Raw genomic sequence first — 25,972 nt, 5'->3', positions numbered from 1 at the left:
TCCTCTCTGGAAGAAGGGCACTCTAACCGACTACGATTTCGCCAGCACCGGCGCATACTCCAGCGCCACCACGCCGTTGCTGAATGGCTTGGCGGAAATCAACTCAAGCGACACCGGATCGTCGGCCGGAAACAGCTTTTTGCCTTGGCCGACGGTGCCGGGGTAGCTCAGCAGCCTGACGCGGTCGACCAGACCATGGCGCAACAGTTCCTGCGCGACGCTGAGGCTGCCATGCACATAGATGTTGCCGCCGCTACCTAGCTTCAGTGTCCTGACCGCCTCCGGCAGCGGCCCCCTGAGCAGCTCGGCCGGTTTCCAGTCGAGCGCCTTCAAACTGCTGGAGGCGACATATTTCGGCAGCGCGTTGAACCGGTCGGCGAAGTCTCCGGTTTCGCTCGGCCACGAGCCGGCGAAAATCTCGTAGGTTGTGCGTCCCAAAAGCATGGCGCCGCTGTCAGCCAGCTCGTCCTCCTTGAACCTGTTCATCTCGTCGTTCCAGGTCACGCCAGGCAGTTTCTCGACTTCGGCGATGCCATCGACGCTGATGAATTCGGTGACGATAAGCTTTCTCATTGGCGTTCTCCTTTCCACAAGGACGAACGATGATGGCTTTGTGCGACACGCTTCTGGAAATAACGCTGCGCTTGTTGTTTGCCCGGGCAGCGCCGGCCTCGGCAGGCGCCAATTGGCGATGCCGCCGATCATCGTCAGCGGCTAAAAATAGGGTCCGGCTGAGAAGCTGGCGACGCCTGGCGCCGTGCTCTCAGTCCTTCGCGCGCTCCACATAGGACCCATCGGCCGTCATCACCACCACGCGGGTGCCTGGCGCGATATGCGGCGGCACGGCGGTGCGCACGCCGTTGGAGAGTAGGGCGGGCTTGTAGGAAGAGGACGCCGTCTGGCCCTTGGTCGTCGGCTCGGTCTCGACCACTTCGAAGGTGGCCCGCTGCGGCAGCACCAGGGAGATAGCGATGCCGTTGAACTGCGAGACCTGAACCGGCATGCCTTCCTGCAAATAGGGGGCGGCATCGCCGACGACGGCTTCCGACACCGCCACCTGGTCGTAGGTCTCGGGGTTCATGAAGTGATAGCCTTCGCCGTCGGCGTAGAGGAAGGTGTGCTCGCGCTCCTCGACATAGGCGCGCTCCACCTGTTCGGTGGTGCGGTAGCGTTCCGAAACCTTCACCCCGTCGCCGATGCGGCGCATGTCGAGCTGCGTCACCGGCGTACCCTTGCCTGGGTGGATGTTTTCGGCAAAGAGGATCACATAAAGCTTGCCGTCCTTGTCGACGACATTGCCTTTGCGGAGCGAACTGGCGATGACTTTCACCACGGTTTTTTATCCTGCGAGAGTTGACGGGCGTTTGCCGGCTTGCGCGGCGCTGGATGGGGGCCTAGCGCATCTCGGCGCGAACCGCCAGCCCCCAACGCGAACCAGCGCGCCTTCAAACCGCCCATGACCGCCGCTTCGCCCTGGTGGACGCCGCATGTGCATGCCGATCGCCGTTCGCGCCTGATGCTGCGCAACGGCCTTGCCGCCGCCTTGCGCGACTGGTTCGCCCGTCGCGATTTCATCGAGGTGCAGGCATCGGCCCTGCAGATATCGCCCGGCAACGAGGCGCATCTGGCGGCCTTCGCAACCGAGGCGGTCGCGCCGGACGGGCAGCGCAAGCCGCTCTATCTGCACACGTCGCCGGAATTCGCCTGCAAGAAGCTGCTCGCTGCCGGCGAGACCAGGATCTTCAGCTTCGGCCCGGTCTATCGCAACCGCGAGCGTGGCCCTTTGCACCATCCCGAATTCACCATGCTCGAATGGTACAGGGTCGGCGAAACCTATGAGAGCCTGATGCGGGATTGCGCGGGTCTGCTGGCGCTGGCCGCGACAAGGGCAGGGGCCACGCGTTTCAGCTTTCGCGGCCGCGACTGTGATCCTTTCGCGGAGCCGGAGCGGCTGACGGTGGCGGACGCGTTCGCGCGCCATGCCGGGATCGATCTGCTTGCGACGGTCAGCGCCGACGGCATCACCGACCGCGATTCGCTCCATCAGGCCCTGACCGGTGCCGGCCTGCGTACCGCGCCCGACGACGGCTGGGCCGACCTGTTCAGCCGGGTGATGGTGGAGAAGATCGAGCCCAATCTCGGTATCGGCCGCGCGACCATCCTTTGCGAGTACCCGGTCGCCGAGGCGGCTCTGGCGCGACCGAGCCCACGCGACCCCCGCGTCGCCGAGCGCTTCGAGCTCTATTGCTGCGGCGTCGAACTTGCCAACGGCTTCGGCGAGTTGACGGACGCCGAGGAGCAGCGCCGGCGCTTCATCATGGAAATGGACGAGAAAGAGCGCGTCTATGGCGAGCGCTATCCGCTGGACGAGGATTTTCTCGCGGCACTCGCGGTCATGCCACAGGCCAGCGGCATCGCGCTCGGCTTCGACAGGCTGGCGATGCTGGCCACGGGCGCGCAAAAAATCGAGGATGTGATCTGGACGCCTGTTGCCGGGTCCTGAGTCCGCGCGCCACGGCTTGCACCATGTCAATGCGCGAAAATCTGCTCCAGCGAACGAAAGCCCTTGAATTCCAGCGCGTTGCCCGAGGGATCGCGGATGAACAGCGTCGCCTGTTCGCCGGGCTCTCCCTTGAAGCGGATCATCGGCCGCTCCAGCCAGTCTATGTCGGCGCGTGCTTCCAGCCGCGCGGCAAGCCGCTGCCAGTCATCCATCAAAAGCACGGCGCCGAAATGCGGGATCGGCACCGCCATGCCGTCGACCTTGCCGTCGCTGGCAGCCGGCGCGGCCGGTGGCCGCAGATGCGCCGACATCTGGTGGCCGAACAGGTCGAAATCGACCCAGGTCTCCGAAGAGCGGCCGATGGCGCAACCCAGCACCTCGCCATAGAAAGCGCGTGTTTCATCGAGATCACGGACCGGGAAGGCAAGATGGAAAGGCGTCATTGGAAATGCTCCGTGCTGGCGATGCGGTGCCGCGCTTCGCGATGGGCGGCTGAACCGATGCATTTTGATTGAAGCTTGTGCCATTGCACAAGCCGGACCGGAACAATAGATGGGGGACGGCGGCTCTCGGGCCAGCCGCAACAGCAGGATCACGCGCATGAGCGATATATCGGACGCATCAAGATTGACCGACCGCGTCGCGGCCCTGGTCGAGGCTGCCAAAAAAGCTGGCGCCGATGCCGCGGATGCCGTCGCGGTGCGTGGCCGCTCGACCGGTGTGTCGGTGCGGCTGGGCAAGGTCGAAAACACCGAGGCCTCGGAAGGCGACGACGTTTCGCTGCGTGTCTTTGTCGGCCAGCGGGTGGCAAGTGTTTCCGCGACTGCCGCGTCCGATCCGAAGGCGCTTGCCGAACGTGCCGTCGCCATGGCCAGGGTCTCTCCCGAAGATCCCAACCAGGGCCTCGCGGATCCGGCGCTGCTGGCCAGGCAGACGCGCGATCTCGACCTGTTCGATGCAACAGAAGTATCGGCCGACCAGTTGAAGGAAGCGGCACTGGCCGCGGAAGCGGCGGCTCTGGCCGTCAAAGGCGTGACCAATTCGGCGGGCAGCAATGCCAGCGCCGGGCTCGGAGGGCTGGTATTGGCCACCTCGCACGGCTTCCTCGGCCATTATGTCGCCTCGCGCTTCTCGCGCTCCACGAGCGTCATCGCCGGCGAGGGTACCGGCATGGAGCGCGATTATGAATTCTCCTCGCGCCAGCATTTTGCCGACCTGGATGCGCCGGAAGACATAGGCCGCAAGGCCGGGGAACGCGCCGTGCGCCGGCTCGGCGCGCGCAAGGCCGCGACCGGACCGGTCGACGTGGTGTTCGATCCGCGCGTGGCGCGCGGCATTGCCGGCCATCTCGCGGGCGCCATCAACGGCGCTGCCGTCGCGCGCAAGACGTCGTTCCTGCGCGACATGATGGGCAAAAAGGTGGCTGCATCGGCCATTACCGTCACCGACGAGCCGCTGAGGCGGCGCGGCCAGGCCTCGCGTCCGTTCGACGGCGAAGGCGTCGAAGGCGACAAGCTTCTGATGATCGAGAACGGTGTGCTCAACCACTGGTTCCTGTCGACCTCGGCGGCGCGGGAACTGGGTCTCGTCACCAATGGACGCGGTTCGCGCAGCGGCTCGTCCGTCTCGCCGTCTTCGACCAATCTTGCCATCGAGCCGGGCGAGCGCTCGCCAGAAGAACTGATCGCCTCGCTCAAGACGGGCTTCTACGTCACCGAGGTGTTCGGGCAAGGTGTCGACATGGTGACCGGCGAATACAGCCGCGGCGCTTCCGGGTTCTGGATCGACAACGGCCAGCTTGCCTACCCCGTCGCCGAAGTCACGATCGCCTCCAACCTGAAGACGATGTTCCTCAACATGGTGCCGGCAAGCGATCTCGATCGCAATTTCGGCACCGCCGCCCCCACGTTGCTGATCGAAGGCATGACCCTTGCCGGAGCATGATCTGACCACGACTGGCGCCACGGAGGATCTGCCGCTGCTGCGCGACGCTGCCCGCGAGGCCGGCGTCATCGCCATGCGTTACTTCGGGAACAGCCCGCAGGTCTGGATGAAGGGCGGGACCTCGCCGGTCAGCGAGGCCGATCACGCCGCCGATGCGTATTTGCGCCAGACCCTGCTTGCGGCGCGGCCGGATTATGGTTGGCTGTCCGAGGAGACGGTCGACGATCCAGTGCGGCTTTCGGCGCGCCGAACCTTTGTCGTCGATCCGATCGACGGCACCCGCGGCTTCCTGGAAGGCCAGCGCACCTGGTGCGTCAGCGTCGCCGTCGTCGAGCATGGCCGCTCGCTTGCCGGCGTGCTCGAGTGTCCGGCGCTTAACGAGACTTACTGGGCGCTGCCTGGCCAGGGCGCCTTCCGCAACGGTAGCCGCATCGCGGTGCGCCAGCCCGGCGACAAGGCCGAAATTTCCGGATTGAAGCAGTTGCTCGACAGGATACCGGCCGGCTGGCAGGAACGGCTGAAGCGGGCGCCCTACAGCCCTTCGCTTGCCTATCGCGTGGCAATGATCGCCAACGGCACGCTCGATGCCACTTTCGTAAAGCCGAACGCGCACGACTGGGATATCGCCGCCGCCGACCTTATCCTGCGCGAGGCGGGCGGCCAGTTGCTCGACCCGCATGGCCGCGCGCCGCTCTATGCCGGCGAGGTGACCCGCCACGGCGCGCTCGCCGCCGGCAGCGGTGAACTGCTGGCGGTGCTCGTGGGCGTCATTGCCGGACTGGATGATTGAAAGCATTATCGAAGGTTCCAAAGTCGGCGGCTTTGGTCTAGACCTGTCACAAACTCACAATATGTGAAGGACCGAAATGGCCGCGGAAGACGGAAAGAAACAGCTTTTGCACCTGGTGTTCGGCGGCGAACTGAAGAAGCTTGGCGGCACCGAATTCCGCGATCTTGACGCGCTCGACATCGTCGGCATCTATCCCGACTATCAATCCGCCCATACGGCATGGAAAGCCAAGGCGCAGGCCAGCGTGGACAATGCCCATATGCGTTATTTCGTCGTGCACCTGCATCGGCTCCTGGACCCCGACCACAAGGCCGTCGGTTGACTTCGATGGACAATGATCTGGCGAAAGCGCCGCCCGGCCAGGCAACGCCAACGGGCAGGGGCCGCAGCCGCGCCACCAAGGCCTTCTGGCGCAGGATCCGCAAGCCGCTGGCGCAGTCGCGATTCGTCAAGAACATCATTGTCAGCCTGCTGGCGCAGTTCGTCCGGCTTGTGCGCCTGACCAACCGCATCGTCGACGGCTCGGCGAAGTTGACCGGCGGTGCCTATGCCCAGTTCGAGCCCGGCATCATTGCGCTCTGGCACGGCCAGCATCTGTTGACACCGGCCTACTACCCCAAGGGCAGGCCGTTGGTCGCCATGGTGTCGCGCAGTGCGGATGCCGAACTCAACGCCCTGATGATCGAGAAATTCGGCATTGAGGCCGTGCGCGGCTCCGGCGGGCGCGATAATGCCAAACATCTCGACAAGGGCGGCGCCAAGGCGCTGATCGCCCTGAAAAAGTCGCTCGTCGCCGGCAAGAACGTCGCCATGATCGCTGACATCCCCCATGGCACGCCGCGCGATGCGGGGCTTGGCATCGTTCTCCTGGCGCGGCTCTCCGGCCGGCCGATCCTGCCGGCGGCCATAGCCACCAGCCGCCGCAAGGTGCTGGAGAAGAGCTGGGACAAGACGACCATCAACCTGCCGTTCGGCCGCTCGTCCATCATCATCGGCACACCGGTTTTCGTGCCGGCCAATGCCGATGACGCCGAGATGGAGCGCAAGCGCCTCGAAGTGACGGCCTCGCTCAATGCCGCGACCGCCGAGGCCTACCGTCTCGTGGATGCTCCGCGATGAGCGGTCGCTGGGCGCGTACCATGCTGACGGCATATCGTTTGGCGGGCGCTGTCGCCTATCCGCTGGTCGGACCCTATGTTGCCTGGCGCACCTCGCGCGGCAAGGAAGACCGCAACCGCCGCCGCGAACGCTACGGCGTCGCCGGCCGGCCTCGCCCCGATGGGCCTGTTATCTGGATCCACGCCGCGAGCGTCGGCGAAACCATAGCTGTCGTTCCCCTGGTCGAGAGCATACTCGACTACGGCGTCAATATCGTGCTGACGACCGGCACCGTAACGTCGGCCAAGGTCGCCGACGAGAGATTGGGCGACCGCATCATCCACCAGTATGTGCCGCTCGACCTCAAGCCGGCGGTCAGCCGTTTCCTCGACCACTGGAAGCCGGATCTGGCGATCATCGCCGAGTCGGAGATCTGGCCGATGACGATTCTCGAGCTTGGCGCCCGCCACGTGCCGCAGGTTCTGGTCAATGGCAGGCTGTCCGACCGCTCCTTCACGTCTTGGAAGAAGCGCCCCAACATTGCCGAGGCGCTGTTCGAGAACCTTGCCCATGTCGTTGCCCAGTCCGATGTCGACGGCGAGCGTTTCCGCGCGCTCGGCGCCCGGCCGGTAACCGTCTCCGGCAATCTTAAGGTCGACACCAACCCGCCGCCGGTCGACGAACGGGCGCTGGCCACCTTGCAGCGGCAGATTGGCGGCCGTCCGACCTGGGCGGCGATCTCGACCCATGACGGCGAGGAAGTTGTTGCCGCCGAGGTTCATGCGATGCTGCACAAGCGTCACCACGGCCTGCTGACGATCGTCGTCCCGCGCCATCCCGACCGCGCCGGGGCCCTGGCCGAGCAGATTTCCGGCATGGGCCTCAAGGTCGCGCGGCGCAGCAAGGCCGACAGGATCGGGCCCGACGTCGACATCCTGCTCGGCGATACGATCGGCGAGATGGGGCTCTATCTCAGGATGACCGAGATCGCCTTTGTCGGCCGTTCGCTCACCTCCGAAGGCGGCCAGAACCCGCTCGAGCCAGCCATGCTCGAGACGGCGGTCCTTGCCGGACGCAACGTGCAGAATTTCCGCGAGGCCTACCAGCGCCTGCTCGACAGCGGCGGCGCCAAGCTGGTGCGCGACCGCGACATGCTGGCCGGTGCGGTCAACTTCCTGCTCACCAACGAAGTCGCGCGCCATGAGATGATGGCGGCCGGCGCCGCGACCGTCGATGAGATGCGCGGCGCGCTGGCGCGCACGCTGAAGTCGCTTGAGCCCTATATCCAGCCGCTGGTCGTCAAGGCGCGCCTGAAGGGCGCGAACGGGCGCTAAAATGGCCTCCGAAGCACCGCCGTTCTGGTGGGAGGAGCCGGACTGGCGCGTTTTCGCGCTGTCGCCGCTGTCGGCCGCCTATGCATTCGTCGCCGGCCGTGGCATGCGGCGGGCCAGACGCGAGAAGATCGAAGCGCCGGTTCTGTGCATCGGCAATTTCACCGTCGGCGGGACGGGCAAGACCCCGGTGGCGATCGCCATGGCCGAACACGCCAGGCGCATGCGGCTCAAACCCGGTTTCCTCTCGCGCGGCCATGGCGGCTCCTTCGCCGAGCCGCATGTCGTCGACATCAAACACGACAGCGCCAGGCATGTCGGTGACGAGCCGCTGCTGCTGGCCGAACACGCGCCCGTGGCAGTGACGCCGCACCGCGCTGCCGGAGCACGGCTGCTCATGGAAAACCATGGCTGCGATTTCCTGATCATGGATGACGGTTTCCAGAGCGCGCGCATCCATATCGACTATGCGCTGGTCGTCGTCGATGCGCGGTACGGCATCGGCAACGGCCGTGTCATCCCGGGCGGGCCGCTCAGGGCCAGGGTCGTCGATCAGCTGGTCTTCACCAGCGGGTTGCTGAAGATGGGTGACGGCACCGCCGCCGACGCGGTGGTGCGCCAGGCGGCGCGCGCCGGCCGGCCGATCTTCGAGGCTCACACCGAGCCGAGCGGCAAGGAACGCCTCGCCGGCAAACGCTATCTTGCCTTCGCCGGCATCGGCCACCCCGAGAAATTCTTCGACACGGTAGAGGAGGCCGGCGGCGAGGTGGCTTTGAAGCGGCCGTTTCCGGATCATCATTTCTACGCCGAGGATGAGCTTGCCGAACTGGCGGCCACCGCGCGCGCCGAAGGGCTCGGCCTCATCACCACCGCCAAGGATGCCGCCCGGCTGCGCCACGGCGCCTCGAAGGACTTTCTCGATCGTCTCGACGTGCTGGAAATCGACGCGGTCTTCGAGCTCGACCACGTTCCCGAACGTATCATCGGGGAGACGCTCGATGCCTGGCGCCAGCGTAAGCTTAAGCTTAAGGGCTAAGGCGTTCAGCCTTCGATGGAATCGCCGACCCGCTCTGCCTCTTGGTTTTTACGCAACGGCGGACAGAAACGGCTGCGCATTCCGGGATTTGCTCAGCTTCGCTTGCGCAATTCCGGATGCGCCTCGATCTCGCGGCGCAATGAGGCCGCGGCGTTGATGTAGGGCTCCTGCCTCTCGACGCTCCAGTACTTCAGCTCGTCGAGCGGAATGCTTTCGCCGGTCACGGCGCAGCGCACGAACGCGCCGGGGCTCGTCACCTGGAAGTCGCCGTCGAGATAGCGGATACGGGCTTCCTTGCCGCCGGGGCCTTCGAAACGGTTCATCATGCTTTGGTGCCGAGCTTCATGCCGAGTTCATCGCCACAAATTGCCGGCAAGGTCAAGCATGGGACAAGCTCGAGGCAATGCTGATATCCTATTTGATGAGCCGAAGGGTACCATTGGTGGGGACATGATGGACATTTCTTCCGATCGGCTGGCTTCCCTGCTCAAGGAGGCGATGACGCCGCAGGCGGTGCCGTCGGCGAAACCCGATGTGCTCAAGGCAGCGCTGGTCAAGGTGGCCTTGCGACCGCCGCTGCCGGTCTTGCGCCCGCAACCGGCCTTGGAAGCGTTGGCGGCCCTGCCGCCCGCGTCGGCCGAGACGTCGCAGCAATTGGCCGCACCGCAGATCGTGCGGGCCTATCAGGCGGCGATGGAGCCGGACATGGACACCGCCGGAAAGACCGTTTCCGAGATTGCGGCGCGCAAGCAGACGTCGCCAGGCGACGAGGCTCAGCGCGACGTGCCAGTGGCGGTCACAAGAGCCGAAGACGGTGGGGCTGCACGGCCCGCGCCGCTCTCGTGGCCGGCGTTCGTCTCGCCCCGGGTATCCGTCGTGCAAAAGGCGTCAGCCGACAATGTGGTGCCGGGGTGCATGAGCGGCCAACCAAAGGGAGCCGCACCGGGGAATCGCGAACAAGGCGCGGTCGGCATCGGCCCCATCGCAACGGGCCTGCTGGTTGCCGCGCTCATTGCATTTGTCTGGTTGGCCATTCGCTAAAGCAAGTGTGTACGGTTTTCCCGGGAAAAGCGCGTAGCGCTTTCCCTATGGAATTGCGCAAAACAAAGACATAGAGCGGTTCGCCGTTTCCGTGAAACGGTGAACTGCTCTGAAACCTACGTGTCGGCTTCGATGAAGTGTTCGATCTTTTCCGCCGACACACCGGCCTGCGCCGCGATGCGGCGCGACAGGTCGGCGGCAGCGGCGCGGGGCCTTCCGGCGGGACGATCGAGCCAGTAGGAAACGGGATTGAGCACAACGCGATCGTCGACGGCCACGACGCGCCCCGACCGTATCTGGTGTTCGGTGAGCGGCGGACGCGCCAGGGCGATGCCCAGGCCGTGTGCGGCGGCATCGAGCACCAGATTGTAGTCTTCGAAGCGTCGGTCCTGCGGGCGCGGCCGGTAATCCATGTCCTGCGCGGCGAACCATGCGCGCCAGCCGGATGCGTCGGAATCGTTGATCAGCGGGAATTTGAGCAGCCGGGCCGGGTCGCCGCAGCCGATCTCCGGCGCGAGGCTCGGCGAGGCGATCGGAAACAGATACTCCTCGAACAACTGCATCGAAACGCGGCCCGGGATGCGGCCGCGTCCGCAGCGCACCGACAGATCGATGCCTTCGTCGGCGAGATCGGCCTGGCGGTTGTCGACATCCAGCACGATGCGCAGGCGGGTGGGATCATTCTCAAGCGCCGCCATGCGTGGCATCAGCCACAAGCCGCTCACCGAAGGGATCGAAGCCAGCCGCACCACTGCGGTGCCGCGCGGTTCAACCCAACGGTCCGAATTGACCGAGATCAACGCGAAGGCTTCTGTGGTCCTGAGATGCAGGCGATTGCCTTCGTTCGTCAGCGTCACGCCGCGCGCCCCGCGTTCGAAAACCTTCAGGCCAAGCCAGTCCTCCAGCTTGGCGATCTGCCGGCTGACAGCGCCATGGGTAAGGTGGAGCCTCTGCGCGGCTGCCGAAAAACTCCCCGTGCGTGCCGCTGCATCGAAGGCGCGCAGTGTCTCGAGCGGCAAGATGCCGTCTAAGCTGTGATCCATAGTCACAGCTGACCCTCGATTTGGTCGTTTGTCAATTGGTCCGAAAAAGCGTTTTCTCCCCATCGAGAGGCGAAAGAACGGGAGGACGATGAGATGAGGGCGATGACGAGCACGTTGAATCCAGCACAGCGGATGGACACCACCGCGGCCGTAGCGGTGGCGCTGACGGTGATTGGCTGGGCCTCGGCCTTTCCGGCGATCCGGGCTGGCCTCGCCGCGTTCGGGCCGCTCGAACTCGGCGCCCTGCGCTTTGCCATCGCCGCGGTACCTGCGGCGATCTTCCTTGCTGTCAGGCGGCCGACGCTGCCGCACATAGGCGAGTTGTGGCGCCTTGCCTTTGGCGGCGCCGTTTTCGTCGCGCTCTACACCGCCATGCTCAATTTCGGGGAACTGACGGTTTCGGCCGGCGCTGCCGGCTTCATCATCAATGTCAGCCCGATCTTCACCGCCATCATGGCGATGGCGCTGCTCGGCGAACGATTCTCGACGATGGCCTGGGTCGGCACCGCCATTTCCTTCAGCGGCATCGGCATTATCGCCATGGCCGACGGACAGGGCCTGCATTTCGACACGGGTGCGCTTCTGGTGCTGGGATCGGCGCTCTGTTCGGCCGTCAACACCATCGTGCAGAAGCCGCTGTTCGCCCGTCACCATCCACTGACCATCGCGGCCTCGAACATGGTGCTCGGCGCGCTCTGCCTGGCGCCCTTCCTGCCGGCAGCTTTCTCGCAGGCGGCGGTCGCCGATATGGCGGGGCTGGGCGCTGTCATCTATCTCGGCGTCGTGCCGAGCCTGATCGCCTATGCCGCCTGGGCGACGGCGCTTTCGCGCTTGCCTGCGGCGCGTGCCTCGAACTTCCTTTATCTGGTCTCTCCCATGTCCGCCCTGATCGGCTTCTTCTGGCTGGGCGAAGTCCCGACGCTGCTCGGCCTGCTTGGCGGCGCGCTGGCGCTAGGGGGCGTCATCGTAGTGAATTTGAAGCGATAAATCAGAGAGTTGCGGCTGTTTCCCGACTCAAATCCACAAGTCGCGCTGCTTCAACCGACAGCCCCTGTGATACGGGCATAAGACGCGCTATCCTGATTTGCGCTGATGGAGGGGCTCGGGATGGGAAGAGCGTTCGTGGCCGCGTTTTTCTGCTTGCTGCTGCTGAGCGAAGAAGCTGTCGCCGGCTGGTATCACGTGGAGAACTACGAAGGGTCGATAGGGCCCGATCCCGTTCATTTATCGCTTCAGACATATGACAGCTTCGGCAGCGGCATAACGGTCGAGGGAAGCTACTTCTACGACGCCGGGCAGAGTCCGATCGCGCTCTATGGCACGGTCAGCGGCACCAAGCTCTCGCTGTGCGCGATTTCGGACGACCAAGAATTTGAACGCATCATGGTGATGGGATCGAAGACACCAGTCGATACCACGAATTGCCCGCTTTCCCTCGACATCGGCGAAAGCGGTGCGAGAGGGACCTGGCGCAAAGGCGCGGACAAATTTCCGGTCACGCTGAAGAAGGTTGCAAGCCTGGACGACACGGGCGAGGCGAAACTCGACGGAACTGTCGAAATTCCCTTTTGGGCTGAGACCGCTGCCGACCGGTTTGCCGGACTTTACACAAACACCGGTTCAGGGATTTGCATGACGAAAATGCAGGTCATCAAGAAGACCAGCGGCAAGGTCGTCCAGCAAATCCCTTTCGATGACGATGGTTGCGATGCGGGCATGTTGATGACGCCTATCTACATGAACGTCCAGAAATGGGTGGAGCGTCGCAAGGACATCATCTCCGTGAACTTTCGTGGCGGCGGCAACGGACACACGATGGATTACATTTTCAATCGTTCCGCCAGGAACTACCAGCAAAAGAAGTGACCGATGGCGCCCGGCCTTGCCGACATAGGGCCAAACTTCACCGCCGCCCGAACAGCCTTTCGATGTCCGCCAGCTTGAGTTCGATATAGGTCGGGCGGCCGTGGTTGCAGGTGCCTGAGCCGGGCGTGGCCTCCATCTGGCGCAGCAGCGCGTTCATCTCCTCGGCCTTGAGCAGGCGGCCGGAACGCACTGAACCATGGCAGGCCATGGTCGCCGCGATTTTGTCCAGCCTTTCCTTCAGCGTGTCGACGGTGTCGTTGTCGGCGATCTCGTCGGCGAGGTCGCGCACCAATTGCTGGACGTTGGTCTCGCCCAGCATCGACGGTGTCTCGCGCACGGCCACGGCGCCCGGCCCGAAACGCTCGATGCCGAGCCCGAAGCGGGCGAGCGTTTCGGAATGCGTGGCGAGCCGTTCGGCATCCTCTTCAGGCAGGTCGACGATCTCCGGCAGAAGCAGCATCTGCGACGGCACGGCGCGCGCGTGCAGCGCGTTCTTCAACGCCTCGTAGACCAGCCGCTCATGCGCGGCATGCTGGTCGACGATGACAAGTGAGTCCCTGGTCTGGGCGACGATGTAGTTCTCATGCACCTGCGCCCGTGCCGCACCGAGCACCGTGCCAAGCAGCGTCTCCGCCGCTTCGCCCTGTCCCGCCCGGGCGTCGGCGCTGGCGATCGGGCCGGCATCGAACGCCGCCTGCTCGTTTTCGCCGAACCCGCCGTTTCGTTCGAATCCTGAACCCTGGAACTCCATGTCGAGTGGCCGTTGCGGCGAGCGTGCGCGGTCGAAACCGGCAGAGCCCGAGGCGCGGTAGGCCGCTTCGTAGCTGCGGTGACCATTGGCCGGGCCGCCATGGGCGTATGACGTCGCTCCCGGCCGGAACGCCGCCATCATGCCGGCGGCACCGGAAGTGGCGGCGCGGATGCCGGCTTCGGCAAGCGCCTGACGGATGGCGCCGACGATCAGCCCGCGCACCAGGCCGGGGTCGCGGAAGCGGACATCCGCCTTGGCTGGGTGGACATTGACGTCGACGATCGCCGGGTCGAGTGTCAGGAAAAGCACCGTGACCGCATGGCGGTCGCGTGGCAGGACGTCGGCGAAGGCGCCTCTGATAGCGCCGGCGATCAGCTTGTCGCGCACCGGCCGGCCATTGACATAGGCATATTGCTGCAGCGCGTTGGCGCGGGTGAAGGACGGGATCGATACATGGCCGGTCAGATGCACGCCTTCGCGCATCGCATCGATGGCAATGGAATTGTCGGGAAACTCGGCCCCCATCACCTGGGCGATGCGGCGCAGGCGTCCGTCCGCGCTGTCATCGGTCGCCGGCAATTCAAGCGTCGAGCGGTCGGAACCGCTGAGCGTGAAGCGAACGGTCGGAAAGGCGATCGCGATGCGCTTGACCACGTCGCTGGTCGCCGAGCTTTCGGCGCGCTCGCCTTTCATGAATTTCAGCCTTGCCGGGGTGGCGAAGAAAAGGTCGCGCACCTCCACGGTGGTGCCGCGATTGGCCGCCGCCGGCCTGACGGGCGAGATCCTGCCGCCCTCGATGCCGATCTCGGCGGCGCTGTCGCTTGCCGCCGTGCGCGAGCGGATCGACAAGCGCGATACCGAGCCGATCGATGGCAGCGCCTCGCCGCGAAAGCCGAGTGAGCGGATGTCGTGGATGTCTTCGGCAAGCTTGGAGGTGCAATGGCGTGCGATCGCCAGCGAAAGCTCCTGTTCGGGGATGCCGAAGCCGTCGTCGGTGACACGGATCAGGTTCAACCCGCCGCCTGATGTGACGACCTCGACCTTTCCCGCACCGGCATCAAGCGCGTTCTCGACCAGTTCCTTCACCACGCTTGCCGGACGCTCGATGACTTCGCCGGCGGCGATCTGGTTGATCATCGTTTCGGAAAGCTGGCGTATGGGCATGGTGACAGTATAGGCGGATTCGTGCCGAGCGGGCGAGGGTGAAGTACGGTGAAAACAGTGAACGACCTCACGCTTGCGCTGCCAGCCAATCCCGTACCTTGCGGGCATTCTCGCTAAGCTCCCGGTTCCTCGGCCAGATCACATAGAACGCCTTGCCGGTCTTGAGCACATGGTCCGTCACCGGCACCAGCAGTCCCGTCGAGAGCATCCGCTCGGCAAGGTGGCGCCAGCCGAGCGCGATGCCTTGCCCTTCCATGACGCCCTGGATTACCAGCCCGTAGTCGTTGATGCGCAGGCCGCGTGCGGTATCGCCGAGACGGGCGCCGGCCGATTCGAACCACTCATTCCAGCTCGCCGCCTCCCGATAGGGCTCCTCAAGATGGATGAGACGGTGCGTGGCCAGTTCCGCGACCGATTTGGGCAGGCCGAACTTCGCCGCGTAGCTGGTGCCGGCGACGGGAAAGATCTCTTCGTCGGCAAGCGGCAGCGAATGATAGTCCTGCCAGTCCCTCGGTTCGCCGCCGCGCACGGCAAGCGGGATGCCCTCTGCGATGATGTCGAGGTCGCGGTCGGCGGTCTGGATGCGCAGATCAATGCCCGGCAGTTCGTCGCGGAACTGCTGCAGCCGCGGCATCATCCAGAAGGAGCCGAACGCAGTCGAGGCGGCAAGCGTCACGTGGCCTCCGGTCGCCTGCAGGCGCAGATCCTCCGCCGACTTTCGGATGTGGGACAGGCCCAGCGAAACGTCGGCGTGGAAACGCTCGCCGGCCTCCGTCAGGCTGACCTGCCGGTGACGGCGCTGGAACAGCTTGGCGCCGAGCTGTTCCTCCAGCCCGCGCACCGCGTAGGAAACGGCGGCCTGGGTCATGCCGAGCTCTCGCCCGGCGGCGGTGAAGCTCGACAGGCGGCCCGCCGCCTCGAAGACGATCAGGCTGCCGGCCGAGGGCAGGAGGTGGCGCAGGTTTCGCATAAGCAGAGCTTATACAAGAGATCAGGATTTTCCAGCGTCACATTCCTGTTTTGTGCGTCTAGGCTGCGAGGTATAAGAGGAATGGAGTTGCCATGAACGCACCGGCCGCTGTGACCGAACACGCCAATCGTCGAGCCGGCGGCCGCCTGGGGCGCAAGGCGCTGCGGGGAGCTCCGGTAACGTCGTTTCCGACACTGGTCCGCCAAATCCCCGTCTATCAGATGGTGCCGGACGAGGCAGTGGAACTCATACACCAGGAATCGCTCGCCATCCTGGAGGACGTGGGATGCGAGTTCCGCGACGATGAGGCCATTGAAATGTGGAAGGCCGCCGGCGCGGACGTCTCCGAGACAAGAGTGCGGATCGACCGCGCCTTGCTGATGGAGCTCGTCTCGAAGGTGCCGTCGGAGTTCACGCTCAACGCGCGCAACCCTGAGCGTACGGTGCGCGTGGGCGGAAAGAATTCCATCTTCGTGCCGATGTATGGCGCGCCTTATGTGCGTGACCTCGACAATGTCAGGCGCTACGGCACGCTCGCCGACCTCAACAATTTCCACAAGCTCGCCTACATGGCGCCGGCCCTGCATTCCTCGAGCTCGATCATTTGCGAGCCGATGGAAATAGCGGTGCCCAAGCGTCACCTCCACATCATCCATTCGGCGCTGAAGCATTCCGACAAGCCGTTCATGGGCATCGTGACGTCGAAGGATCGGGCGGAAGACACGATGGCGATGGCGGGCATCGTGTTCGGTGAGGATTACGTGCGCGACAACCCTGTGCTGGTGTCGATCACCAACTGCAATTCACCGCTGGTATGGGATGCCACCATGCTGGATGCGATGAAGGTCTATGCCCGTCACAATCAGCCGCTGATCCTGGCGCCCTTCGCGCTCTGCGGCGCCTCGACCTCGGCCTCGGCCGTGGGCGCGGTGGCGCAGGTCAATGCCGAGGCCCTTGCCGGTGTAGCGTTCACCCAGCTCCTGCGTCCCGGCTCGCCTCAAATCTACGGCCAGTTTATGGTCACGGTCGACATGAAGACCGGCGCTCCGATGGGCGGCACGCCGGAGGCCGCGCAGATGATGTATCTGATGGGCGCGCTGGCGCGGAAATACGGGCTGCCGTGGCGCACGTCCGGCTTCCATGTCGGCTCGAAGCTGAACGATGCCCAGGCCGGCTACGAGGCGAACATGCTCATGCATGCCGCCATCCTTGCCGGAGCCAACTACATCTGGCACTCGGCCGGATGGCTCGAGGCGGGTCTCACCTGCGGCTATTCGAAGTTCGCGACCGATTGCGAACAGCTCGTCGGCTGGTACAAATATGCCGGCGGGCTGCCGTTCGACGATTTCAAGGAAGCGATGGCCGCCATCCGCGAGGTGGGGCCGCAGGGCCATTTCCTCGGCACCCAGCACACGCTCGAGCATTTCGAGCGGGCCTTCTTCATGCCCAGCATCATGGATTTCAATTCCTATGATGCCGTCGCCTCGCGCAACATCCACGCCGCCATCTATGACGGCATTCGGTTCGGGCTAAGGATTTGAAAGGCTGCTGTCGCTAACAATTTCGGGGAGGCGCGCAACGGAACCTCCGCAAGGAGAGCCATCTGCTGCCTTGGTTCGTTGCGCGCCGCGTACGCCGCCTGCTTGCGCCGGCACCGTACGATCCGTGATCAGAACATTCTGGCGGTGGCCATGCAGAGCACGGTGAGAACCAGCAGCCAGGCGGCGATTCGCTCGCCTTGGGCCATCTTCGCGCGCAGGGCAGGTTCGGTGGCCGCGTCGGCGCCAACAAGCTGCGTGCTGGTGCGGCGGACCATGGTGCTGAGCACTCCAGCCGCAGCGAAGGCGGCAACGATGCCGAGGGCCAGCACCATTTCCATCGGGCCGAAATAGGCACCATGGAAAAAATACCAGAGCAGCGCACCGGTGAGAAACACCATGCCGGCCGCTCCCATTTGCGGTCCAATGAAGCGTTCAGCCCGGATCTCGGGGTCGCGCGCCAGCGTGATGGTGGTGCCGGCCCAGAACACCCCCGCCATGACGTGAAGACCGATGGTGATGATGTAGACATATTGCATACCAGCTCTCCTCTCTTGCCCGCCGTCGCCTAAATAGTTAGAGATCTAACTGTTAGATGTCAATGTATAAATGAGTGCCAGTTCCATCCGTGGAAAACACCGTCTAGTGTCCTGCCATGACGCCCTTTGAACGCCCGCCGGTCGGCATGAATCTCGGCCGCACCGCCAAGCTTGTTGCACAGGCCTTCGACACCGCGTTGGTTGAAGCGGGCGGCACGTTGCCCGTCTGGCTTACTCTGCTGTCGGTCAAATCGAGCAAGCTTGCCAACCAGCGTGAGCTTGCCGGAATGATCGGCATACAGGGAGCGACGCTCACCCATCATCTAAACGCGATGGAGGCGCAGGGATTGCTGACGCGCCGCCGCGACCCCGTCAACCGCCGGGTCCATCTGGTGGAATTGACAGAGGCCGGAGAGGCGATGTTCGAGACACTGCGCAAGGCGGCGCTTGCCTTCGACAAGCGGCTGCGCGTGGGCCTGTCAGACGACAGGCTGGCGGAGTTTGCGCAAGTGCTGGCGACCTTGCGGGCCAATGTGGAAAGCTGACGATGTCCAGGCGCGCCACGTAATCTCTTTCGACACTACGCGCTCTAGGGATCGCCCGCTCAGTCGTCATAGCTCTGGATTGTCCCAAAAGCATAGCCGCGCTGCTTCAGCGCTGTAATCAGCCTGGTCAGTTTCGTCTTGCCGTCGAAGCCGTCCTGGAACATCTCGTCATGCATGAGCAGGATCATCTTTCCGCGCTTGACGAAGCGGCCATAGCCGAACAGGTGATCGATCTCGCTGACCAGGTGGTCGACGCTCTGCACCGGCTTGCCTGTGTCGTCATGCACCCACTCATGGTCCCAGCCATAGAGATAGAAGCCGGAAGCGGCGACGAATTCATAGTCCGGCTCCTCACGGCCTTCCTGCGCAAGGCCGAGCGAGGTGTCGTTCTTCGACATTGAAGGCAGTCTGAACACGTCGCGCCCAGGCAGCCTCGCATGAACCGCTGGAGCGAGCCCGAGCACGGCGTTGGCCCGCAGCATGTCTGCCACCACGCCTTCCGTATCGGCATAGAAATGCTGGTAGCGGTTGTTGGCGTGGCTGTAGCTGTGATTGCCGACCGTCACCAGCGGCAGAGCTTTTGCGCGTCTGACTAATGCCTTGTTGCCCGCGCTCGCCTGCGCATGCATGCCGACCATGAACAACGTCGCCGGCACCTGCTGCGCTTCCAGCACGTCGAGGATGTTGCTGGTGCCGTTCAGCGGTCCGTCATCGAAAGTCAGATAGATGGTGCGATCCGCTGCATAAGCGGGAAATGCGGCGAGCATGGTCAGCAAAGCAAGCAGAAGCGGCATCGGGACTACCCGTTTGCGATCGTCACAGGGCGCCATTTCGGTGATGAGTTGTCAAGCGCGGGTGAGGGCTGCCTACGCCAGGCTTCCCTGCAGCACCGTTAGCCTAGCCTTCTTCGGCATGCGGGCGCTCAGCCAGTCACGGGCTTTGTCCTGCGGCATCGGGAAGGCGATGGAGTAGCCCTGCACCTGGTCGCATCCGATGGCCATCAGTGAATCGAGTTCGGCTTCGGTCTCGGCGCCCTCCGCGACGATCGAGATACCAAGGCCGCGCGCGAGCTCGGTGATGGCGCGCACGATCTTGGAGTTGTCACCGTTCTCATGGATGTTCTGGACGAAGCGGCGATCGATCTTCAGCCGGTCGATCTCGTTGGGATTGACGTGGCTGAGCGACGCGTAGCCAGTGCCGAAATCGTCGAGCTCAAGATGGACGCCGGCGGCCCTGATATGGCGTAGCTTTGCCGCGATGCCTGTCTTCTCGTCATCGAGAATGACGGATTCGACGATTTCCAGCGACAGTTTCTGCGGCGGCAGGCCGGCCTTCTCAAGCGTCTCGAACAGGAAAGCATCGAAGTCGTGCTCGCGCAATTCGGTTCCGGATACGTTGACCGCAAGTCGTCCGAAAGCAATGCCGTCGCGGTTCCATTCGGCGGCTTCGTTGATCGCCTTGCTGATGACGATGCGGCCGATATCAGGCATGAAACCGCATTTCTCGGCGACGGGAATGAATTCGCCAGGCGAGATCATGCCGCGCTCGGCATGGTTCCAGCGCACCAGCGCCTCGATGCCACTGATCGTGCCGTCGCTCAGTGAAACCTGCGGCTGGAAATAGACCTGGAATGCCTGCTGTGAAATGGCAACCTTGATGTCGTGCTCGAGTTGCTTGCGATAATCGAGTTCGCGACGCAATTCCTCGGAGAAGAACGAGAAATTGCCGCCGCCCATCTTCTTGGCGGAGTAAAGCGCCAGATCGGCGTGAACCAGCAGGTCCTGGGCGTTGTCGGCGTCGATCGGATAGACGGCGATGCCGCCGCTGGCGCCCGGTAGAATGGTCGTGCCCTGGAAGACGATCGGCTCGTTGATGTGCGCAAGAATGCGCCGTGCCAGCATGTTGATGTCTTCGCTGCCGCCGGCGCCGTTGAGGATCATCACGAACTCGTCGCCACCGAGGCGCACGCACAGATCCGACGCCCGACAGGAATCGCGCATGCGCTGGGCCGTGATGACCAGCACATAGTCGCCGGCGGCGTGGCCGAGCGTGTCGTTGATCTGCTTGAACCGGTCGAGATCAAGCTGCACCACCGCAAGACGTTCGCGCCGACGATGCGCGCTCTTGATCAGCGTGTCGAAATGGTCGGTCAGGAATGTGCGGTTGTGCAGACCTGTCAGCCCGTCATGAACGGCGATGAAGGCCATCGAATTGCGCGCATCGACGAGTTCGCGCGTCTTGCGCAGGATCGCGTTTGACATGGGCCGGAAGATGAACAGCGCCACCAGAACGATGACGCCGATCGTGGCGTAAAACAGCGTGCGGTGCAGATCGAGCATCTTTTCGGATCGTTCGTCGGCGAAAGCGCTGATGCGCTGGCCCAGCGCCGAATAGCCCGACAATGTTGCGTTGGCGACCGAGGCGTCGAGGGTGACGCGTTCGTAACCGCCCTTGTAGCCTCCATTGTCGCCGAGTGCGAGTTGGGACGAGAAGGCCGATACCAGGCGTTCGCCATTGGCGACCAGCCCGACGGAAAAATAGTCGAGATGAAAAGGCTTGCCGAAAAGGACGTTCTCGATCGTCTTCGGATCGAGCCTGGCCGGCGACTTTGGATCGGCGGCCGTCTGCTTGAGCAGCAGGTCATAGTTGGTTTCGAACTCCGCCGTCGCCTGCTTGAGCGCGTTGACGAGCGCCGGCTGCTTGTCGCGCGAAGCAGCACCGGTCGCACCGGCGAGGAAGACGATGCGCTGCGACAGCGTCTTTTGCGTGCTGACGATATCGAGCAGCGTATGGTTGTGCCGTTGGGTGGCCATCACCTGCTGCAGCAGGATGAAGGAAGCCACCACCATGGCGGCGATGATCAGCAGCGCCAGCCAGTAACCAGCCTTGATCAGCAGTATGAGCTTGCCTGAAACGGTTTGCACCGGCTGCTGCGACATCTTGGGGGGCGGCCCTCTCGCCAACGGATTCCTGTATGAGCATCATTGAACTGCAAACATTAACAGGACTGGAAATCGACAGCTGGCCGACAAGGGGAAAGGCTTAAAGATCGCGAAATGGTTATCGGCCTCTTTCGCGGCCGGTCCGCATTTGAACATTCGCCGGCCCCACGTGATCCGGATCGTCTCTCGAGCCATGCCTGCGGCATCCGTTCGACATTACCCAGCCATCTGATCCGGTCGCTTTTGCGGTGGATTTTTTGTGCGTGCGGGACGACAGTCGGCCCACGTCAAACGAGGCACGATCATGACCGCAGCATTTCTCTCCCATATCGACGGTGAACTTGAGGGGCTCAGATCGGCCGGACTGTACAAGTCCGAGCGGGTGATTTCCTCCACGCAGTCGGCTGAGATCGATGTCGGCGGCGAGAAGGTGCTGAATTTCTGCGCCAACAACTATCTCGGCCTCGCCGACAGCCCCGACCTGCGCGAGGCGGCAAAGCACGCGCTCGACCGCTACGGCTACGGCATGGCTTCGGTGCGTTTCATCTGCGGCACGCAGGAGGAGCACAAGCAGTTGGAAGCGACGATATCGTCCTTCCTCGGGATGGACGACACCATCCTCTACGGCTCCTGCTTCGATGCCAATGGTGGACTGTTCGAGACGCTTCTGGGCGAGGAGGACGCCATCATCTCCGATGCGCTGAACCACGCCTCCATCATCGACGGGGTCAGGCTGTCCAAGGCCAAGCGCTTCCGCTACGCCAACAACGATATGGCGGATCTCGAGGCGCGGCTGAAGGAGGCGAAGGATTGCCGGTTCCGGCTGATCGCCACCGACGGCGTGTTCTCGATGGATGGCATCATCGCCAATCTCGCGGGTGTGTGCGATCTGGCCGAAAAATACGATGCCATGGTCATGGTCGACGACAGTCACGCGGTCGGCTTCGTCGGCAGGAACGGCCGCGGCTCGGCTGAGCATTGCGGCGTCGAGGGCAGGGTCGACATCATCACCGGTACGCTCGGCAAGGCGCTGGGCGGCGCTTCCGGCGGCTACACGTCCGGCAAGAAACAGGTGGTCGACTGGCTGCGCCAGCGCTCGCGGCCCTATCTGTTTTCCAACACGCTGATGCCGGCGATCGCCGGCGCCTCGATCAGAGTGTTCGACATGATCCGCAATGGCGATGCCCTGCGCGAGCGCCTATATGCCAATGCGGAACGGTTTCGGACACAGATGGGGAAGCTCGGCTTCACGCTGGCAGGCGCCGGCCATCCGATCATCCCGGTCATGCTGGGCGATGCCAGCTTGGCGCAGGAGATGGCGGCGCGCATGCTGCAACGCGGCATCTATGTCATCGGCTTCTCCTTCCCGGTGGTGCCCAAGGGCCAGGCGCGCATCCGCACGCAGATGTCGGCTGCGCATTCCAGCGCCGACATTGATCGGGCGGTCGAGGCTTTCGGTGCGGTTGGCAAGGAACTAGGTGTGATTTCCTGAGCGACCGGCGCCGCAAACCGCTTCCGGATCAAGAGATTCAAGGGACAAAAGAATGTCGAACATGATGAAGGCGCTGGTGAAGGCCAAGGCCGAGCCGGGCATCTGGATGGAAGAGGTGCCGGTGCCGGAAATCGGCCCCAACGACGTCCTGATCAAGGTGAAGAAGACCGCGATTTGCGGCACCGACGTCCACATCTACAATTGGGACCAGTGGGCGCAGAAGACGGTGCCCGTGCCGATGGTGACCGGCCATGAATTCGTCGGCACCGTCGCGGATTTCGGCGCCGCGGTCACCGAATACAAGGTCGGCCAACGCGTGTCGGGCGAAGGCCACATCGTCTGCGGACATTGCCGCAACTGCCGCGCGGGCAGGGGGCATCTGTGCCGCAACACGCTCGGCGTCGGCGTCAATCGCCCGGGCGCCTTCGGCGAGTACCTGGCGATCCCACAGCACAATGTCGTGCCGATCCCCGACGATGTGCCGGACGAGATCGCCGCGATCTTCGATCCCCTGGGCAATGCGGTTCACACCGCATTGTCATTCGATCTGGTCGGCGAGGACGTGCTGGTCACCGGCGCCGGACCGATCGGCATCATGGGCGCGCTGGTGGCGCAATGCGTCGGCGCCAGGAAGGTCGTTATCACCGATATCAATCCGGTTCGGCTGGATCTTGCGCGCAAGCTTGGCGTCCAGCACGTCGTCGACGCCTCCAAGGAAAAACTGAGCGACGTGATGCCGGCGCTCGGCATGACGGAGGGTTTTGATGTCGGCCTGGAAATGTCGGGGGCAGCCCCCGCCTTCCGCGACATGATCGACACCATGAACAATGGCGGCAAGATCGCCATCCTCGGCATTGCGCCGACCGGGTTCGAGATCGACTGGAACAAGGTCATCTTCAAGATGCTGCATCTCAAGGGCATCTATGGCCGCGAGATGTTCGAGACCTGGTACAAGATGATCGCGCTGGTCCAGGGCCCGCTCGACGTCTCAGGCCTGATCACGCACCGCATCGGCATCGATGATTTCCAGGTTGGATTCGACGCGATGCGCAGCGGCAGTTCGGGCAAGGTGGTGATGGACTGGTGATCGATGCGCCGGGAGTCTCAGGCTTCGAGGCTGGCGATGCTAGGGTCGCCTGGTTTTCAGCCATCGCACCTGTCGCCATGCGCGCCGCAACGCAGTTGCGGCGGCGCCGATGGCAATGGCGGCGAGCGCAAGCGTCAAGACTTCGTTGTGGCCATTCCAAAGGAATTCTCCGGTAGATAGCAGTGCCGCGACGGTTGCGACTGCCATGCGATGTGGCTTGGCCATCGGTCCGGTGAAATCGCTCGGCGTCTCGTTGGCCCGCCCCAATTCCCGCACATAGGCGGTGAGAACCGAAAAACAGGCCGCTGCCCAGCCAAGGCCAGGCATGCCGATGCCGTAACCTATGCCGGCCATGATGGCGATATCGGCGAGCCTGTCCGGGAACTCGTTCCAGAACGGCCCGTCGGCCGACGCCTTGCCGCCCTCGACGGCGACCATGCCATCGAACAGATTGCACAGCAGCCGCAGTTGGCAAAACAGCGCCGCGCCCAGCAACAGCAGCGAACGAGAAGTGCCGCCGCTCTGCCCGCCAAGCCAGAAAGCCGTGCCTGCCAGCGCGCCGGCGAGGATACTGGCCTGCGAAATCTGGTTGGGGGTCACGGAGAGTGCGGCGAGACGTCTGGCCGTCGCTTGTGCCCAGCGCGTGTCGCGGCTTGCAAGTGGTCTGCGATCGCCCGTGTTCATCACTGCCTCATCCCGGTGACCAGAAATAACGAGTGAGATGGAAGAAGATCGGAGCGGAGAAAACCACCGAATCCAGCCGATCTATCAGGCCGCCATGGCCGTCGATCAGATGGCCCCAATCCTTCACGCCGCGGTCACGTTTGATGGCGGACATCACAAGGCCGCCGAAAAAACCCATCAGCGTGATCAGGAAGGCCATCGCGCCCGCCTGAAGCGGAGAGAACGGCGTGATCCACCACAGGCCAGCGCCGATGAGGCTGGCGCTTGCAACGCCGCCGAGGAAACCTTCAAGCGTCTTGGACGGCGAAAGCTTTGGTGCGATCTTCGTATGCCCGATCGCCTTTCCCCAGATATATTGCAGTACGTCGCTCAATTGCACGACGATGACAAGGAAGGCTATCAGAAGCACATTGCGACCCTCGTAGCCGGGAATATGCAACGTCAGAAGAGCCGGGACGTGGGAGGCGCAGAAAACGCAGATCATCAACGCCCATTGCACCTCGGCAATTCGAACGAGGAAGTGCTGGGTGTCGCCCCGTGTGGCTGAGATGATTGGCATCAACAGGAAGGCGTAGACCGGGATGAAAACAGAAAAGATCCCGTAGTCCTCGATCCAGAGCAGCACATACTGTACCGGCAGCACGACGAAAAACGCCGTGGCCAGCGCCCAGTGGTCGGCACGCCGGGTGTTGGTCAGCGTCACGAATTCGCGAAGTGCGGCGAAGGAACAGAAGCCGAAGAGAAGCAGGACGCCGATCCGCCCGGCGATGAATGCTATGGCGATGAGGATCGCCATTACCCACCAGGCATTGATACGGGCGTTGAGGTTCTCGATGGCTGGGTTGGAGCCTTCTGGCGACAGCCGTCGCTCCAGGATATGCCCCACGAAAGAGGCCACGAGCAGGATCCCGCAGACGCCGAGCACGAGAACCATCATATCGAATTGGGTTGAGCTCATTCCGCTGCCTTTTTCGGTGCCAGCGCCAGCAGCGCCCCACGTGCCCGCTCGAGGAATATATCCTTGCTCTCGCCATCAGCCAGGTTCATTGGCTCGCCGAACGTCACGGTGCAGATCAGCGGGATAGGCACGAATTCCCCTTTCGGCATCACCCGGTTGAGATTGGCGATCCATACCGGCACCAACTCGAAATCCGGGTGCGATGCCGCTAAATGGAACAGGCCGGACTTGAATGGCTGCAAGGACGCGTCGGATTGGTTGCGCGTGCCTTCCGGGAAGAGAATGAGCGAAGAGCCTTCCCTCATCGCCTCTCCCATGCTTTCGACAGGATCCATCGTGCGTCCATCGCGATTGCGCTCGATCAGGACGGCATTGAAAACGTCACGGCCGATGAAGGCTCGGACTTTTGATTTCAGCCAGTAGTCGGCACCCGCTACGGGACGCACCCGCCGCCGCAGGCGCGGCGGCAGAACAGCCCAGATCAAGATGAAATCGCCATGGCTGGAATGATTGGCAAAGAAGATCGAGCGACGCCGAGGCAATCTGCCTTCATGCCAAAACGGCCGCACAGCGGTGATGGCTCTGGCAAACAGCAAGACGACCACGGCCACCGGCCTCGCGAGCAGCGACTTCATTCTTCCCCCAATTCG

Annotated in this window: 27 protein-coding genes; 14 read left to right on the top strand and 13 right to left on the bottom strand. The window is 63.5% G+C overall.

Going from position 1 to position 25,972, the window contains the following annotated elements; genetic code table 11:
- Positions 1–30: 30 nt before the first annotated feature.
- Both FJ949_RS06310 and efp read right to left on the bottom strand, forming a co-directional pair.
- Positions 31–573, bottom strand: coding sequence for a dihydrofolate reductase family protein (locus FJ949_RS06310; protein ID WP_140494215.1), 543 nt, complete (start codon positions 571–573; stop codon positions 31–33).
- 190 nt (positions 574–763) lie between these two features.
- A complete protein-coding gene (efp, locus tag FJ949_RS06305) occupies positions 764–1,333 on the bottom strand; it encodes an elongation factor P (protein WP_140494213.1) in 570 nt (189 codons plus the stop codon).
- 123 nt (positions 1,334–1,456) lie between these two features.
- Between efp and epmA the strand changes: the two genes are divergently transcribed.
- Complete coding sequence (gene epmA, locus FJ949_RS06300; RefSeq protein ID WP_140494211.1) at positions 1,457–2,503, top strand: EF-P lysine aminoacylase EpmA; 1,047 nt, start codon at positions 1,457–1,459, stop codon at positions 2,501–2,503.
- A gap of 26 nt (positions 2,504–2,529) precedes the next feature.
- On the opposite strand, the gene FJ949_RS06295 is transcribed toward epmA, so the two are convergent.
- Positions 2,530–2,946 carry a VOC family protein gene (locus FJ949_RS06295; protein WP_140494209.1) on the bottom strand — a complete coding sequence of 139 codons (417 nt, stop codon included), beginning with the start codon at positions 2,944–2,946 and terminating at the stop codon, positions 2,530–2,532.
- Between the two features lie 157 nt (positions 2,947–3,103).
- Between FJ949_RS06295 and FJ949_RS06290 the strand changes: the two genes are divergently transcribed.
- The 6 genes from FJ949_RS06290 to lpxK all read left to right on the top strand — a co-directional run bounded on the left by FJ949_RS06290 (position 3,104) and on the right by lpxK (position 8,702).
- Positions 3,104–4,447 (top strand): TldD/PmbA family protein, encoded by a 1,344-nt coding sequence (locus FJ949_RS06290; protein WP_140494207.1) that lies wholly within the window; start codon positions 3,104–3,106, stop codon positions 4,445–4,447.
- A complete protein-coding gene (locus FJ949_RS06285) occupies positions 4,434–5,237 on the top strand; it encodes a 3'(2'),5'-bisphosphate nucleotidase CysQ (RefSeq protein ID WP_140494205.1) in 804 nt (267 codons plus the stop codon). Before FJ949_RS06290 ends, FJ949_RS06285 begins: the two co-directional genes overlap by 14 nt.
- A gap of 76 nt (positions 5,238–5,313) precedes the next feature.
- The gene (locus FJ949_RS06280; RefSeq protein ID WP_140494203.1) at positions 5,314–5,559 is read left to right on the top strand and encodes a DUF4170 domain-containing protein; all 246 of its coding nucleotides are present in this window, start codon (positions 5,314–5,316) and stop codon (positions 5,557–5,559) included.
- A gap of 5 nt (positions 5,560–5,564) precedes the next feature.
- On the top strand, positions 5,565–6,356 hold the full coding sequence (locus tag FJ949_RS06275) for a lysophospholipid acyltransferase family protein (RefSeq protein WP_140494201.1): 792 nt from the start codon (positions 5,565–5,567) through the stop codon (positions 6,354–6,356).
- Positions 6,353–7,669 (top strand): lipid IV(A) 3-deoxy-D-manno-octulosonic acid transferase, encoded by a 1,317-nt coding sequence (waaA, locus tag FJ949_RS06270; RefSeq protein ID WP_140494199.1) that lies wholly within the window; start codon positions 6,353–6,355, stop codon positions 7,667–7,669. The genes FJ949_RS06275 and waaA overlap by 4 nt, the downstream gene beginning before the upstream one ends.
- A 1-nt stretch (position 7,670) precedes the next feature.
- Positions 7,671–8,702: a tetraacyldisaccharide 4'-kinase gene (gene lpxK, locus FJ949_RS06265; RefSeq protein WP_140494197.1), complete on the top strand. Its 1,032-nt coding sequence runs from the start codon at positions 7,671–7,673 to the stop codon at positions 8,700–8,702.
- A gap of 92 nt (positions 8,703–8,794) precedes the next feature.
- Here the strand turns inward: lpxK and FJ949_RS06260 are convergent, their stop codons facing one another.
- A complete protein-coding gene (locus FJ949_RS06260) occupies positions 8,795–9,028 on the bottom strand; it encodes a DUF2093 domain-containing protein (RefSeq protein WP_140494196.1) in 234 nt (77 codons plus the stop codon).
- Positions 9,029–9,200: 172 nt separating this feature from the next.
- Here FJ949_RS06260 and FJ949_RS06255 point away from each other — a divergent pair, with 172 nt between their 5' ends.
- Positions 9,201–9,743, top strand: coding sequence for a hypothetical protein (locus FJ949_RS06255; protein WP_224646374.1), 543 nt, complete (start codon positions 9,201–9,203; stop codon positions 9,741–9,743).
- Between the two features lie 116 nt (positions 9,744–9,859).
- Here the strand turns inward: FJ949_RS06255 and FJ949_RS06250 are convergent, their stop codons facing one another.
- Positions 9,860–10,786: a LysR substrate-binding domain-containing protein gene (locus tag FJ949_RS06250; RefSeq protein ID WP_140494194.1), complete on the bottom strand. Its 927-nt coding sequence runs from the start codon at positions 10,784–10,786 to the stop codon at positions 9,860–9,862.
- A gap of 93 nt (positions 10,787–10,879) precedes the next feature.
- Here FJ949_RS06250 and FJ949_RS06245 point away from each other — a divergent pair, with 93 nt between their 5' ends.
- Complete coding sequence (locus tag FJ949_RS06245) at positions 10,880–11,773, top strand: EamA family transporter (protein WP_140494193.1); 894 nt, start codon at positions 10,880–10,882, stop codon at positions 11,771–11,773.
- Between the two features lie 135 nt (positions 11,774–11,908).
- Positions 11,909–12,652 (top strand): hypothetical protein, encoded by a 744-nt coding sequence (locus FJ949_RS06240; RefSeq protein WP_140494191.1) that lies wholly within the window; start codon positions 11,909–11,911, stop codon positions 12,650–12,652.
- Between the two features lie 37 nt (positions 12,653–12,689).
- Here FJ949_RS06240 and mutL read toward each other — a convergent pair whose 3' ends face one another.
- Both mutL and FJ949_RS06230 read right to left on the bottom strand, forming a co-directional pair.
- Positions 12,690–14,567 (bottom strand): DNA mismatch repair endonuclease MutL, encoded by a 1,878-nt coding sequence (gene mutL / locus FJ949_RS06235; protein WP_140494189.1) that lies wholly within the window; start codon positions 14,565–14,567, stop codon positions 12,690–12,692.
- Positions 14,568–14,634: 67 nt separating this feature from the next.
- Entirely contained in the window at positions 14,635–15,537 is a 903-nt protein-coding gene (locus FJ949_RS06230; RefSeq protein WP_140494187.1) for a LysR substrate-binding domain-containing protein, read from the bottom strand.
- 92 nt (positions 15,538–15,629) lie between these two features.
- Here FJ949_RS06230 and FJ949_RS06225 point away from each other — a divergent pair, with 92 nt between their 5' ends.
- A complete protein-coding gene (locus tag FJ949_RS06225) occupies positions 15,630–17,078 on the top strand; it encodes a trimethylamine methyltransferase family protein (RefSeq protein WP_246680000.1) in 1,449 nt (482 codons plus the stop codon).
- A 128-nt stretch (positions 17,079–17,206) separates the two neighbouring features.
- Here the strand turns inward: FJ949_RS06225 and FJ949_RS06220 are convergent, their stop codons facing one another.
- Positions 17,207–17,614 (bottom strand): hypothetical protein, encoded by a 408-nt coding sequence (locus FJ949_RS06220; RefSeq protein WP_140494186.1) that lies wholly within the window; start codon positions 17,612–17,614, stop codon positions 17,207–17,209.
- Between the two features lie 146 nt (positions 17,615–17,760).
- On the opposite strand from FJ949_RS06220, the gene FJ949_RS06215 reads away from it, so the two are divergent.
- Positions 17,761–18,159: a MarR family winged helix-turn-helix transcriptional regulator gene (locus FJ949_RS06215; protein ID WP_224619525.1), complete on the top strand. Its 399-nt coding sequence runs from the start codon at positions 17,761–17,763 to the stop codon at positions 18,157–18,159.
- A gap of 59 nt (positions 18,160–18,218) precedes the next feature.
- On the opposite strand, the gene FJ949_RS06210 is transcribed toward FJ949_RS06215, so the two are convergent.
- Both FJ949_RS06210 and FJ949_RS06205 read right to left on the bottom strand, forming a co-directional pair.
- Complete coding sequence (locus FJ949_RS06210) at positions 18,219–18,953, bottom strand: polysaccharide deacetylase family protein (protein WP_140494182.1); 735 nt, start codon at positions 18,951–18,953, stop codon at positions 18,219–18,221.
- A 72-nt stretch (positions 18,954–19,025) separates the two neighbouring features.
- Complete coding sequence (locus tag FJ949_RS06205; RefSeq protein WP_140494180.1) at positions 19,026–21,098, bottom strand: EAL domain-containing protein; 2,073 nt, start codon at positions 21,096–21,098, stop codon at positions 19,026–19,028.
- A 307-nt stretch (positions 21,099–21,405) separates the two neighbouring features.
- Here FJ949_RS06205 and FJ949_RS06200 point away from each other — a divergent pair, with 307 nt between their 5' ends.
- Both FJ949_RS06200 and tdh read left to right on the top strand, forming a co-directional pair.
- Positions 21,406–22,593, top strand: a complete 1,188-nt coding sequence (locus FJ949_RS06200; RefSeq protein ID WP_140494178.1) for a glycine C-acetyltransferase — start codon at positions 21,406–21,408, stop codon at positions 22,591–22,593.
- Between the two features lie 52 nt (positions 22,594–22,645).
- Positions 22,646–23,680, top strand: coding sequence for an L-threonine 3-dehydrogenase (gene tdh, locus FJ949_RS06195; protein WP_140494176.1), 1,035 nt, complete (start codon positions 22,646–22,648; stop codon positions 23,678–23,680).
- A 39-nt stretch (positions 23,681–23,719) separates the two neighbouring features.
- On the opposite strand, the gene FJ949_RS06190 is transcribed toward tdh, so the two are convergent.
- The 3 genes from FJ949_RS06190 to FJ949_RS06180 are packed head-to-tail and all read right to left on the bottom strand — an operon-like array spanning position 23,720 to position 25,957.
- Complete coding sequence (locus tag FJ949_RS06190; RefSeq protein WP_181165122.1) at positions 23,720–24,367, bottom strand: CDP-alcohol phosphatidyltransferase family protein; 648 nt, start codon at positions 24,365–24,367, stop codon at positions 23,720–23,722.
- A 4-nt stretch (positions 24,368–24,371) separates the two neighbouring features.
- The gene (locus FJ949_RS06185) at positions 24,372–25,322 is read right to left on the bottom strand and encodes a phosphatidate cytidylyltransferase (RefSeq protein WP_140494172.1); all 951 of its coding nucleotides are present in this window, start codon (positions 25,320–25,322) and stop codon (positions 24,372–24,374) included.
- Positions 25,319–25,957 carry a lysophospholipid acyltransferase family protein gene (locus tag FJ949_RS06180; protein WP_140495013.1) on the bottom strand — a complete coding sequence of 213 codons (639 nt, stop codon included), beginning with the start codon at positions 25,955–25,957 and terminating at the stop codon, positions 25,319–25,321. Before FJ949_RS06180 ends, FJ949_RS06185 begins: the two co-directional genes overlap by 4 nt.
- Positions 25,958–25,972 lie beyond the last annotated feature (15 nt).

The sequence above is a fragment of the Mesorhizobium sp. B2-4-1 genome, from assembly GCF_006442185.1.
GTDB lineage: Bacteria > Pseudomonadota > Alphaproteobacteria > Rhizobiales > Rhizobiaceae > Mesorhizobium.
Note: the sequence above shows the minus strand (reverse complement) of the source record. Positions and strands in the feature narration are given on the sequence as shown.

Bases quoted from the DNA above. Each gene is read 5' to 3' on its own strand.
- tdh (WP_140494176.1), top strand. From the start codon at position 22,646: ATGTCGAACATGATGAAGGCGCTGGTGAAGGCCAAGGCCGAGCCGGGC.
- FJ949_RS06220 (WP_140494186.1), bottom strand. From the start codon at position 17,614: ATGCAATATGTCTACATCATCACCATCGGTCTTCACGTCATGGCGGGG.
- FJ949_RS06185 (WP_140494172.1), bottom strand. From the start codon at position 25,322: ATGAGCTCAACCCAATTCGATATGATGGTTCTCGTGCTCGGCGTCTGC.
- FJ949_RS06260 (WP_140494196.1), bottom strand. From the start codon at position 9,028: ATGATGAACCGTTTCGAAGGCCCCGGCGGCAAGGAAGCCCGTATCCGC.
- waaA (WP_140494199.1), top strand. From the start codon at position 6,353: ATGAGCGGTCGCTGGGCGCGTACCATGCTGACGGCATATCGTTTGGCG.
- FJ949_RS06245 (WP_140494193.1), top strand. From the start codon at position 10,880: ATGAGGGCGATGACGAGCACGTTGAATCCAGCACAGCGGATGGACACC.
- FJ949_RS06310 (WP_140494215.1), bottom strand. From the start codon at position 573: ATGAGAAAGCTTATCGTCACCGAATTCATCAGCGTCGATGGCATCGCC.
- FJ949_RS06215 (WP_224619525.1), top strand. From the start codon at position 17,761: ATGAATCTCGGCCGCACCGCCAAGCTTGTTGCACAGGCCTTCGACACC.
- FJ949_RS06210 (WP_140494182.1), bottom strand. From the start codon at position 18,953: ATGCCGCTTCTGCTTGCTTTGCTGACCATGCTCGCCGCATTTCCCGCT.
- FJ949_RS06290 (WP_140494207.1), top strand. From the start codon at position 3,104: ATGAGCGATATATCGGACGCATCAAGATTGACCGACCGCGTCGCGGCC.
- FJ949_RS06180 (WP_140495013.1), bottom strand. From the start codon at position 25,957: ATGAAGTCGCTGCTCGCGAGGCCGGTGGCCGTGGTCGTCTTGCTGTTT.
- FJ949_RS06255 (WP_224646374.1), top strand. From the start codon at position 9,201: ATGACGCCGCAGGCGGTGCCGTCGGCGAAACCCGATGTGCTCAAGGCA.
- FJ949_RS06200 (WP_140494178.1), top strand. From the start codon at position 21,406: ATGACCGCAGCATTTCTCTCCCATATCGACGGTGAACTTGAGGGGCTC.
- epmA (WP_140494211.1), top strand. From the start codon at position 1,457: ATGACCGCCGCTTCGCCCTGGTGGACGCCGCATGTGCATGCCGATCGC.
- FJ949_RS06250 (WP_140494194.1), bottom strand. From the start codon at position 10,786: ATGGATCACAGCTTAGACGGCATCTTGCCGCTCGAGACACTGCGCGCC.
- FJ949_RS06275 (WP_140494201.1), top strand. From the start codon at position 5,565: ATGGACAATGATCTGGCGAAAGCGCCGCCCGGCCAGGCAACGCCAACG.
- FJ949_RS06280 (WP_140494203.1), top strand. From the start codon at position 5,314: ATGGCCGCGGAAGACGGAAAGAAACAGCTTTTGCACCTGGTGTTCGGC.
- lpxK (WP_140494197.1), top strand. From the start codon at position 7,671: ATGGCCTCCGAAGCACCGCCGTTCTGGTGGGAGGAGCCGGACTGGCGC.
- FJ949_RS06230 (WP_140494187.1), bottom strand. From the start codon at position 15,537: ATGCGAAACCTGCGCCACCTCCTGCCCTCGGCCGGCAGCCTGATCGTC.
- FJ949_RS06205 (WP_140494180.1), bottom strand. From the start codon at position 21,098: ATGTCGCAGCAGCCGGTGCAAACCGTTTCAGGCAAGCTCATACTGCTG.
- FJ949_RS06225 (WP_246680000.1), top strand. From the start codon at position 15,630: ATGAACGCACCGGCCGCTGTGACCGAACACGCCAATCGTCGAGCCGGC.
- mutL (WP_140494189.1), bottom strand. From the start codon at position 14,567: ATGCCCATACGCCAGCTTTCCGAAACGATGATCAACCAGATCGCCGCC.
- FJ949_RS06295 (WP_140494209.1), bottom strand. From the start codon at position 2,946: ATGACGCCTTTCCATCTTGCCTTCCCGGTCCGTGATCTCGATGAAACA.